Here is a 10,925-nt window from a genome sequence, read left to right as displayed (position 1 = left end):
GCGATTTAATCGCCCCTAGATTGAACAAATTTCAATCCGCAAAGATCAACACGCCCTAATACTTTTATAAAACTAAGGAGCCACATGTTTTCACTATTTAAATCAGACCCGACAAAAAAATTACGTAAAGAGTACGATGCAAAGCTTGAGCAAGGCATGCAAGCACAGCGTAAAGGCGACATTAAAAGCTACGCCATGTTAAGCGCAGAAGCCGAAAAAATCTGGAGTGAAATAGAAGCGCTTGAAGCAAAAAAGCCAGATAATACCAATCGTGTTAAGTAATTAGACATTTATAGCGACGGATAAATAGAGTGATAACAAGGCATAAATTTCGACATGTAGTTTTTCTACATGAGAAATTTATAACGCAGTTAACGCTTTATTTAGCACGCGAGAAAGGCTAAATATTTAAGTCGATTGGTATAAATATCGTGTCTGTACTGTTTTAAAAGTAGAAAGACGCGTTTAGTTAATAATTCATCACCTCGTTTTATAGCCTCCACCAACCAAAAACCACCTTTTATAATAGGCTTGCATAAACAAATGTACTTAAAGCGGTTACTTATATTTTCGATGCAGTTTTTATTGGCGGTTAAATGATTTAAAAAAGGGGTTTGGATGTCATTTTAAATCTTTAACTGCTGTATTTGCTTACTGCGCAGGCGTTTTACCTCCTAAGTCAGAAAATGAGGACAACTTCCTCCTTTCCACCTGCCATAAAAAGAACACCCCGCCTTAAAGTTTAATACTCGCAATGTGTTACAGGATTTGTTATTAATATTAAAAATAATTAAGAGGACATACATTGCTCATAAAAAGAGGAAAGTGTCCTCTGATAAAGCTGTTATGTGTCAATGGAGTATTCAATTGTCTATTCAAATAAAGAAAGATCATCATTTTGTTCCACAGTTTTATCTAAAAGGTTTTTCCCAAGAAAGTAATGAGCAAGTACATGTTTTGAGAAAACCATGGGGAAGCATCTCTGAAAAACACCCCGCACAAATTATGTATAATCATCACCTTTACACTATAAAATTGAAAAATGAACGCTCTCAGATGATTGAAGATTTCTATGGTGAAATAGAGAGTGAGTTATCGGATGCGCTTCAGCTAATGGATGATTTAAGAAATGATCCAAGTTTATATGTGAAAATCAAAGAGAATGTTGAGTTTAACCAACTCATAAAAACTATTATTGCTCTGCAATTTTGGAGAGTTCCCCATAGAGGAGATCTTGCAAGGGAAATATCTGAAGACTTGATAAAATTATACGATGCCTCAAGTGATTCTACGAAATCTGTATTGGGTTATGAAAGAGGTTATATTAAGTACCTTTATAAAAGAAGGCATAAAGAATCTGCTTTAAAATTAATCCAGAATTCATTATTACCAATGCTAACTTTCAAAATGCTAGATGAGCATTTAATAGATTTTAATTTTTATGTTGCAGATGAAGCAACGGGATTAGTTTTAACTTCTGATAATCCCGTTCTATATAATGATCTAGATAAATTATTCTCCTTTGAAATGTTTGCGTTTCCACTAACAAAAGACATAATAATAGCTTCAAAATTTGAAAAAATAATGCTCAATCAATTTAATAAAATGATTGCTGAAACTGCAGTGGAACGTGTAGTTGGTCACTCTAAAGAAGCTCTAGAGATCGATGCTAAGCCTTATGCACATATAACAAGAGCTTTAAACGCAACTAAAACAGTGGGTTAGGTTTCGCTTCGCTACACATTTTAACCCACTATTTTAGTCCCCTTAAAGCTGGCGTTATATCCCAAAAGGAGTACGGTTTTGAATTTTAAGTTTATATTACCCTTTTCTGTATTATTGGCAGGTTGCCAAATAACTAAAGATATTGAATACAGTTCACTTCAAACCAATAGCGCATCATGCCAAATCCCAGTATCAAGCCTTGAAATAAACTCTCCAAAAAAAGGTGAGAATGTATTTAAATTTGAAGATATTGTTAATGCTAATGTAGCTTCTGGAGGCTCGTTCATTTCAATGAGTAATGTGAAGCGTGCAGATTTCAATTACATTCTAACTCAGGACTCTGCTCCAGACCTAAAGAACCAATTGATTGATATTTACCCTGAAACAGGTAAAGAAAAAGCACAATCAGATATAAAGTTTAATTACTATTTAACTAGCTCATCTACAATGGAAAATGAAGTTGTTCTAGTAATTAACGCCTCTTTCGACTTTGCTGGCTCAACCAAGAACTATCAATCCTCTACTAAGGGTAAATATTCAACTTTCCCTGTAACTTACCCTGATCAAGAGTTTTTAAATAAATTATTAAGTAACGGTATCAATGATATTAAAAAACAGATTTGTACATCGGTGTAAATGGCTTATAACAAGTCATTTCAGCAGGTCAAATTACAGTTGGCTTTTGCTTCTGCGTCGCTATTTTAGCCAACAATTATTTGCCTCTGAATGAGGCATTATGTGTATGAATGAGGTTATGCGAGCCGAAATTTAATGAGTGTGAATTTGAGAATAAATTATTAAGTCAGTGCTGTGCAAATCAGAAATTAGCAGTTGTTATTTATTATCAATCAAAATCCAACGCTCTTAAATGGATGAATACAAATATGTCTGCACTAGGAAATCATACACCTTTAAAAAGCATCACATCTCAACCTAATAAATTAAAATCAGTTTTAATGTCAATGGCTTATTAGTTTTTTGTATTATTCATACAAGTTGCTTACATAGACATTGCCCTTCCCCAATTTACTATACCTCTTTAGTATTTCCCTCATACACATTTGCAGGATTTATTTGCATTAGCAATGCTGGATTATTTATCGGTTTAAACCCGTATTGCGCATAAAGGCCATGGGCATCAGAAGTGGCTAATAAAAAGCGCCTGAGCCCTTGCAGCTCAGGGTGCTCTACTATCGTTTTAATAAGTAACTTGCTCAGACCATTACCTCGCAAATCTGGGGTAACAAATACATCAGCCAAATAGGCAAAAGTGGCGTTGTCGGTTACTACGCGGGCAAAACCAACTTGCTCGTTATCAGCGCTGTAAACACCAAAACACATTGAGTTATCAATCGCTTTTGCATCACGCTTTTAGGTATTCCTTTAGCCCAATAACTATTAGCAATAAAGTTATAAATAACGTTAAACTTAAGCTTGCTTTTATCTGTGCTTATCGTGAAATTGTGGGTATTTACAGTCATAATTTATTGTCTTTTAATCATAAAATTTGAATCAATAATCTTTAACATTTTTTAACTGTTTATCGTGTACTTTTGAAAGCAGCAATATCGAGCAAATAGCCCCAAGTAATGCAATTCCCATATCAGATTGAGTATCCCATACGTACCCTTGCGTACCTAAAAATGCTTCTGCGTTTTCACCGCTTAACACTGCAACCCACCACTCTATTAGTTCGTAAAAAGCACTAAACGCTAAACATATCGATACAACAAACACATTTAGCCAGCCTTTACCATTGACTACGTTTTTACGTAGTAATATTTCACGCGCTAATAATGCAGGCACAAACCCTTGAAAAAAGTGCCCTACTTTATCGTAGTTGTTACGCTCACTGCCAAATAAATTATCAAACCAAGGGACTTCGGCGTAGGTGTAATGCCCGCCAACCATTAGCACAATACAATGCGCTAATATAAAGCCATATAAAATGGGGGTGAGTTTAAAATGCTTATAGCTGCTTGCCAGAAGCACTAAACCAATGATTGCGGGGATAACTTCAAGCAGCCAAGTAAACTGATCTTTTGGGTTAATTCCGGACCAAATTAATACAATAAAAAACAGGCCAAGCCATAAATACTTCATTTAGAATCCTTGTCTAAATTGATTGAATTTACAGCATTTTATATCTCTAAATCGCCCGATGCTACCGATAGTTTGTTTTAGCGGTTAATCGATTAAATAAGCTAGGAAAAAACCGTTTAATGGTCGGTGCCCAGCCGCTTAAGCCTTTGCCAACAATCACTTCGTCTTTTTTATTATAAATTGCGAGGATCATTTTTTTAGCAGCTAGGCTTACATCCATGCCATTTTCTATTGAGTGCTCTGGCTTGTTTTGCGCTATGCCTTGCTCGTTTAACGAATTATGTGCAATGGCGGTTTTAATAGAGCCGGGGCAAATAGTTAAGCAATGAATGTTATGCTTTGAAAGCTCAGCACGCAGGCAATCCATAAAGCCCACTACCGCATATTTAGAGCCTGAATAGCCCGTTCTAAATTTAGAGCCTACTTTACCCGCAACGCTACTAATAGAGACGATTGAACCGCTTTGCCTTGCTACCATACTAGGCGCTACCGCTTTGGTAAGTGCAATGAGACCAAAGTAGTTAACTTCCATCAACTGGCGGTAAACATTAAATTCGTTTTCTAAAAATAGGCTGCGCTGCGATACCCCACCGTTATTAATTAAAATATCGATAGCAGGTAATGTACTCATTAAATCAGTAACCTGAGCCAATACAGCTTCAGGCGCTGACAAATCAAGGGGCACAATAATGTGCCCATCGCCATGTAAGCTTTGTTTTAGTTCGTTAAGTTTATCAACGCTTCTGGCTGATAAAATAACCTTGGCACCCAGTGCTGCAAACTGTATTGCGAGCTCCTTGCCAATACCTGATGATGCGCCGGTGATCCATACGGTTTTATTGTTGTATTGCATGGGTTATTTGCCTTTATTATTTTATCCGCTGCTAATAGCAATCGTGTTAAGTTATAAACGTTTATAACGCTTTATTTAGCACACTCGAATAACTAAATATTTAAGCCGCTTAGCATTATGCCTTGGCGGGGCCTGCTATGGCGTTAACTTCGCCTTCTAATGTTTTATAAAACCCCATTAAAAATAAAAGCTCAACGGTTACATACAATGGGCCAATAATTAAGCCAATTAAATCATCTACAAACGCAGGCTTTTTACCCTCATAGTAATGGCCAATAAACTGCAGTACCCAGCCAAATACAAACACGCCCACACCAATACTTAACCAAGGCCAAAAAGCCATAGCAGCGATTGGCTGGGCTGCTAAAAGCAATAAGGTAAACAGTACACCCATTATTAAGCCTAGCGATACGCTCAGCATTAAGTAATACACCACGCTTGCAAAAACAAAAAGCTGCGCGCCATCAATAAGCAGGCTGCCAATGGGTATTTGAATACGCGCTAACAAGCACAGCACCGCAAATACAATAAGCGGAATGCCAAAAAAATGAGTTAAAACATTGCGTTTAGAGCGATGGTACAAACCGTATGTGCCAAGCTGTTGCTGTAGAGTTTTCATGTGTGTGCCTTTTATTGTGTTTTTTTACACTATATCAGGCTTTTAAAATATCACTCTGTCGGGGAGCCGACATTTACTGATTACAAAGTAGCTCTAAAGCAGATTGGTTTAAAATGGTCACTTTGTTATAGCCGACCTCAATGAGTTGCTGCTTTGCTAATTTTTGTAGAATTTGATTGGCGGTTTGGCGTGTAAGGTAAGTCATATCAGCCAATTGCTGCTGAGACAAAGTAAACGTATGGCCATTACTATGCGCTAAATGCGCACACAATATAAGCAAGCGTTTTGCAACGCGCTGCTCGGCACTTAATAGTGCGTGATCTTCCATGCTAGTAAACATAACTCGCAATTTTTGGGCAAGGAGTAACCCAAAGTCTTGCCAATAATGCGGGTATTGTTTTAACAGTTGCTCTAGTGCACGTTGCCCAATAAAACACAGTGTTACATCGGTTTGCGCATAAACATCGTGCGTGCGCATTCCGCGGTCAAATAAAGTGACTTCGCCAAACCACAGCGAGGCGTCAACAAAGCTTAAAACAGCTTCTTTACCATTATTACTTACCCCACTAATACGCACCACACCACTTAATACAGCATAAATACCGTCGTGTTTATCACCTCGTAAAAAAAGAGATTGGTGCGCGCTAAGGCTTAAAGTTTTTGCGTGGCTTAGTAAAAACTGTTTTAAGTGTGCATCACGCTTAGAAAACCACTGCCCTTGTTCAATAATGTTACAATGTGCTTTACTTAATCCATTCATTGCATTGTGTTTATATGTGGTTGAAGCTCTATTGCCAACGACTTCGGCAAGTCTAAATTACTGGCAATAACAAAGTCGTTATACGCCTCATTACCAGAGAAAAACTCCGCAATAAGCGTTTTATTTTTATATACGTTCACTGAAACACCACTGCCCATACCACCAGCATTAATAATGTAGTAATAGTAATTGCCTTTGTTAAAAAACAAAATACTTTCGCCTACTTTCCCTATTTGACGATAGTAGCTACCAAATGGCTGCGCCGCAGTGGCCGTATACTCAAGGCCAATTTTTTGCTCAGTGCCATAACGATAAGTAATAGCTGAGTTATCATTGGCCACACACACAGACAAAATATTATCAGTGGGCTTTAGTGTATAAGTCACTTTTGCAGTTGGGTTGCGTATAACCTTTTGCATTTTTGCATTTATATACGCTGTTTCACCACGTTTACAGTGACTTGGTACAATTCCCTCTATTAGGCCTTCTACAACAAGGTGCTTTTGCTTAATAGCAGTAGCCGGTAAATTAGCGTTTTCGTTTTTAGCCACTGACGGCGTTTTACTGCTACTAAATAAACTCACTTCCTCATCGCAACCATTTAAAAAGAGTACGGGAATACAATAGCAAAAAGAGATCAATTTGAAACTCATACTAATTCCATCTAATACAACTTAACCTTAAAATAGCGGCAAAATTAAGCACTAGCAACCATTTAAAATGGTAAGTTTTATAATTCTTTTTTTTAACCATGTTATGCAAATATTGCTTTACTATTTAGTGACTTATTTAATATTTATTTACACATTAATTGGTTTATTTACGAACAATTCATAAACCAATTATTACCCGTATGTCTATTTTCAATATGGGGACAATAAGCCCTCTTTTTATAATACTTAAACACAATAATTGCGAATAAATTTTGGTTTTTATTAATACAAATTCGCTTGGTTAGGTAATCTATTTTAAGTTGGAGGCGTGTTGAGTTTTAGGCAAAAATTACATTGTTGAGCTTTCTTTAGCAGAACACTTTAACGTAGCAAGGTTTGCTTTGGGTTCTATAGTATTAGCTAGAAAAGTTAGCGCATGCCTTTTAAAGGCATGCGCGGTAAATAATAAAACGCTGCGACTCTTGAGCTAAGGCTAACCCTAATCAGATGAAGAATCGTTTTCTTCACGCTTATATATGTAGGTTTGCTGCGTTTTAAAGCCAAAGCCTAATGTATCACTGTCATTTACAAGTTTAACTTTACCATCAACAACAGTTAGCCCTGGTCCGTTAATTTCAGGCGGTTTGATTGGGTTTACTGCGCCTTCACCAGTAAGGCTCGGGCCGATTAAATAAAACTGGCTTACTTGGCTCACAGGTATTGTTTCTTCGTACTCGTAACCACCACCTGGGGTACCGTCATCTGGGGCACCATCATCAGGTGTTGGCACATCACATAATCCATTATTATTAGCATCTATACATGAGTCGCCTTCACCAAAATACAACTGAGCGGTGTCGGGTACATCGTAGCTGGTAGTAAATTTAAGTTGGTCGTACACTTTTGTGCCATAGTGCAAATGAAAAGCGTACATTGCACCACCGCCTCCAGTTAAAGAACACTGATTTTTATCAGACTCTAGTGCAGGTGTAAACGATGTATAATAAGCTACGCCTCCTACTACGGTGGCTGCAGCCAATGATTTTTCACCATTACTTAGCTCATATCGCCACCCTTTAAAGCCTGCTAAATCAGCTTCAAGTTCTACAAACTCATCTACATTATCTAGTGCATTGCCAAATGGGTCGTCATTCATAAGCATTAATTCACTTGGCACTATGGGCTCTGGCGTATTTTGTGAATCGAAGGTTTTAGTTACGGTTTGTTCATCTCGAATCATGTAAAGGTGATCTTGCTCATTGGTTGCAAGCGGATTTGAGCGATTACCACTGCCTATCACGATTGCATCGTAAGGCGTATCTAATCGTGTGGTTATTTCTTCACCGCCATAGCTCGTTTTGCTCACTTTACTAAACATAGTACGTGCCACTAGTGGCTTGTAAAAAAAGCGTCGGTCTTGCGTTGCTAATGAACTGCCAAGCTCTGCTAATTTGTAATGAGAAAAACTATTTTTGTCAGAGCCAGGCATATCCACACGCCAAATATTACCCCCCGTATCGGTGGCATATAAACGGTCAATGTAACCATCATAATCTGAGTCAAGCGTTGCTATATCAGCAGCTATACTGTGCTTACCTTGGAAATTGTTATCCTCGGGCGTTAACGCCCATACTCTTTCACCGGTTTTAGCCTTAACAATGTAAATGCCCGTGCCTGATTTATCCTCGCTACGAATCGCATTGTCTTTGTTTGTATCGTATCCGCCACCAAATACCAGTAAAGGCTCATCTCCAAACGCTTTAATATAGGCTATTTGTGGTTTTGACCAGGTTTGAGCTAGGTATTCAAACCCATCTGAGCCGCCTACAATAGGCTTACTCCAAAGCTGTTTTGGTTTATCTGGTGAGCTAATATCAAGTGCATAATAGTTTTTACCCCCACGGCGCATACCAGCAAATGCCCATACTTCATCACCTTTAGTGGCATCTATCACTCCGTCATTTAAGCCGTCACTGTTTAAACTTTTATTGTTAAAAAACACACTAATAGGCCCATCCATACCATACACTTTAGTATTGGCTTGATTTGTACGAAGCGCAGGTATGTTTTTTAACAGCTCAGCAGGCATAAACGCCCACTCCTCTTCAATGCTGTTACCTTTATCGTTAAACATGTGTAAAAAGCCAGCATTAGTGCCCACTAAAATACGTATGTTGCCATCACCATAATCAATAGATACCGGCTTAGAATGCAAAGGATCACCAAAAATATTGGCACGCTGATCTACTGATGAGCTATCGCTATCTTCGTTATCTACATCCATGCCTCTTGCCCAATTAATATCATTGCGCGAGATAGCAATATCAGTACCCGGTATGATGCCACCTATGGCGTCTGACACTATATTTAAAATTTCTTTAACTCTATCAAAGGTAAAATCAACAATACTACCGTCCGAATCTATATACAGTTTGCGGCTTTGTGAGTCTAAGCTTGAAAGTAAGTAGTTTACGCCGCCTTGCGCGACTAAATTACCATCGGCCGGTTTATTTGAAGGTAGCCAAAACGTGCGAGCGTCTTCTTTAATTAAGCCGTCATCACCTATTGCCTCACGGCCTGTGGAGTCAACTATGTTAGAGCCCGACATAACTAATTTTTTTAAATTGCCGCCCCAACGAGCCCCGGTCTCAGGATAGAACATAGCAAAATAGATTGCTTCTCGGCTGCGGGTTTGGTCAACGTTATTACTGGCAACCGTAGGCGATGAAAAGCTATCGTTTACTTCGCGTATTCTAGAAATAGTATTATTTAATGCTTCAGAGAGCTCTGCTGAGGTATCTGCGTGAAGGTACTCGCCACCACCTAGTTCAGCAGTTTTTTCAAGAAGCGTTTTACCTTTGCTACTCATGCCACTACCAAAACCAATAGTAAATACGCGGCCTGTGTCTGCTACTTCCGGTGTGTCTTCGTAAAGATCTATTTCAACGTCTTGTGTACCATGAATTATTTGCGCTAATGCTGCTAAATAACTATTACTTGTTTTGCTGGGGTTTGTACCAAATCTCTTTTTATAAGCTTCTTTTACTAGCCCATTAACCTCACTATCACTAACAGGGTCTCCATCAGTCATTAAAATAAGGCTAATCGAATTATCACAACGTTCATCAGTACTTGAGAATGGGGAGTAGTAATAAGAGTTCTTTTGGGAGTATTGTGAGACTGTTTCAACACTTAAGTCACGCTTGTAATCATAATTATAGTCTGTTGAGTTATAACCAAATTTGACCTTTTGTCCTGTTAAATAAAGATAAGCTTCCCAAAGGGTTTCAGTAACAGGTGTACTCCCGCTAGCAGGTAAAGCATATATTTTATTGGTGATAGTATCGTGTGATGAACCTAGGCCGGCCATTACATAACCACCAGAATAATAATTAAATCGCATTAATCCGAAATCAATAGCGCTATTATCATTAACCAGTTGGGTCATTGCATCTTTAGCAGCATCAATTTTTCTTGGCCCGTTGTAAGGAAGCTTACTTCCCATACTCCCAGATGTATCAAATACAATTAAAACTCGAGGCTTTTCATCGGTTTCTACGTTATGGTTTACGTATAGCTCTATATCTTCAGCGGTTACAGAGAGGCTAACAGTTACTGCAAAAAAAGATGCAACAATGCGATTGAAGGTAAGTTTCATTTTAAATCCTTTTATCTGCGCTAAAATCACGCAGTTCCATTAAAAGTGCAGTTACTTATTTATTTTTAGTTTTAATTAGAAAAATTCACAAAACAGCTAAATGCCATTAAACATAAACTTATTTACAAAGATTAATATTAACTGAATTTGCTATATTTTAAGTACTTTAATGAAAATAGGCGCAAATATAAAGAAATTTAATACCCTTAGAGCATTTTATATACGCATCGTCATTAGTAAAATATCCCGCTTTTAAAAACAATTGAACCTGTGATACTCGGTTAACCTTACACGCAATGATGTAATTACCATATTTTAAGTTTAAAACCCCCTATTAAAATAGGTATTTAAGTGAGGATACACGTTAAACCCGCTTAAAAAAATTAACAACTCACATTGGTTAATTTAAAAAATAAAAACTAAAAAGCCCCCGCGAGTTATAAACTTGCAGGGGCTTTTTAAGTGCTAAGTAATAAATTTATAACGATAAATCTTCTTTAGCACGCGTTAAATTATGAGATACCAGTGAGTTTTTAGAGATTTGATACTCTTCG

At 37.6% G+C, this 10,925-nt stretch carries 9 protein-coding genes and 1 pseudogene; 3 read left to right on the top strand and 7 right to left on the bottom strand.

Features of this window, described 5'->3' with window-relative positions:
• Window positions 1-84: 84 nt before the first annotated feature.
• From AN395_RS19145 to AN395_RS19135, 3 genes are all read left to right on the top strand, one after another.
• Window positions 85-282, top strand: a complete 198-nt coding sequence (locus AN395_RS19145; RefSeq protein ID WP_024033426.1) for a DUF6435 family protein — start codon at window positions 85-87, stop codon at window positions 280-282.
• Between the two features lie 585 nt (window positions 283-867).
• The gene (locus tag AN395_RS19140; RefSeq protein ID WP_157683958.1) at window positions 868-1,725 is read left to right on the top strand and encodes a DUF4238 domain-containing protein; all 858 of its coding nucleotides are present in this window, start codon (window positions 868-870) and stop codon (window positions 1,723-1,725) included.
• A 78-nt stretch (window positions 1,726-1,803) separates the two neighbouring features.
• On the top strand, window positions 1,804-2,361 hold the full coding sequence (locus AN395_RS19135) for a hypothetical protein (protein ID WP_054983967.1): 558 nt from the start codon (window positions 1,804-1,806) through the stop codon (window positions 2,359-2,361).
• A 393-nt stretch (window positions 2,362-2,754) separates the two neighbouring features.
• Here AN395_RS19135 and AN395_RS19130 read toward each other — a convergent pair.
• The 7 genes and pseudogenes from AN395_RS19130 to AN395_RS19100 all read right to left on the bottom strand — a co-directional run bounded on the left by AN395_RS19130 (window position 2,755) and on the right by AN395_RS19100 (window position 10,371).
• A pseudogene (locus AN395_RS19130) lies at window positions 2,755-3,206 on the bottom strand (GNAT family N-acetyltransferase).
• Window positions 3,207-3,237: 31 nt separating this feature from the next.
• Window positions 3,238-3,828, bottom strand: a complete 591-nt coding sequence (locus AN395_RS19125) for a DUF2238 domain-containing protein (RefSeq protein WP_054983966.1) — start codon at window positions 3,826-3,828, stop codon at window positions 3,238-3,240.
• A 61-nt stretch (window positions 3,829-3,889) separates the two neighbouring features.
• Window positions 3,890-4,681 (bottom strand): SDR family oxidoreductase, encoded by a 792-nt coding sequence (locus AN395_RS19120; protein ID WP_054983965.1) that lies wholly within the window; start codon window positions 4,679-4,681, stop codon window positions 3,890-3,892.
• A gap of 115 nt (window positions 4,682-4,796) precedes the next feature.
• Entirely contained in the window at window positions 4,797-5,300 is a 504-nt protein-coding gene (locus AN395_RS19115) for a DUF962 domain-containing protein (RefSeq protein ID WP_054983964.1), read from the bottom strand.
• A gap of 73 nt (window positions 5,301-5,373) precedes the next feature.
• Window positions 5,374-6,060 carry a Crp/Fnr family transcriptional regulator gene (locus tag AN395_RS19110; RefSeq protein WP_054983963.1) on the bottom strand — a complete coding sequence of 229 codons (687 nt, stop codon included), beginning with the start codon at window positions 6,058-6,060 and terminating at the stop codon, window positions 5,374-5,376.
• Complete coding sequence (locus tag AN395_RS19105) at window positions 6,057-6,713, bottom strand: hypothetical protein (protein ID WP_024033418.1); 657 nt, start codon at window positions 6,711-6,713, stop codon at window positions 6,057-6,059. The genes AN395_RS19110 and AN395_RS19105 overlap by 4 nt, the downstream gene beginning before the upstream one ends.
• Before the next feature lie 499 nt (window positions 6,714-7,212).
• The gene (locus AN395_RS19100) at window positions 7,213-10,371 is read right to left on the bottom strand and encodes a pilus assembly protein (protein ID WP_054983962.1); all 3,159 of its coding nucleotides are present in this window, start codon (window positions 10,369-10,371) and stop codon (window positions 7,213-7,215) included.
• Window positions 10,372-10,925 lie beyond the last annotated feature (554 nt).

This window comes from Pseudoalteromonas sp. P1-30 (assembly GCF_001400005.1).
Lineage (GTDB): Bacteria > Pseudomonadota > Gammaproteobacteria > Enterobacterales > Alteromonadaceae > Pseudoalteromonas > Pseudoalteromonas atlantica.
The sequence above is the reverse complement of the archived record's forward strand: the minus strand, read 5'-3'. Positions and strand labels throughout refer to the sequence as shown.

Excerpts from the sequence above, each read along its gene's own strand:
- AN395_RS19110 (WP_054983963.1), bottom strand. The coding sequence starts at position 6,060 with ATGAATGGATTAAGTAAAGCACATTGTAACATTATTGAACAAGGGCAG.
- AN395_RS19125 (WP_054983966.1), bottom strand. The coding sequence starts at position 3,828 with ATGAAGTATTTATGGCTTGGCCTGTTTTTTATTGTATTAATTTGGTCC.
- AN395_RS19115 (WP_054983964.1), bottom strand. The coding sequence starts at position 5,300 with ATGAAAACTCTACAGCAACAGCTTGGCACATACGGTTTGTACCATCGC.
- AN395_RS19105 (WP_024033418.1), bottom strand. The coding sequence starts at position 6,713 with ATGAGTTTCAAATTGATCTCTTTTTGCTATTGTATTCCCGTACTCTTT.
- AN395_RS19145 (WP_024033426.1), top strand. The coding sequence starts at position 85 with ATGTTTTCACTATTTAAATCAGACCCGACAAAAAAATTACGTAAAGAG.
- AN395_RS19120 (WP_054983965.1), bottom strand. The coding sequence starts at position 4,681 with ATGCAATACAACAATAAAACCGTATGGATCACCGGCGCATCATCAGGT.
- AN395_RS19100 (WP_054983962.1), bottom strand. The coding sequence starts at position 10,371 with ATGAAACTTACCTTCAATCGCATTGTTGCATCTTTTTTTGCAGTAACT.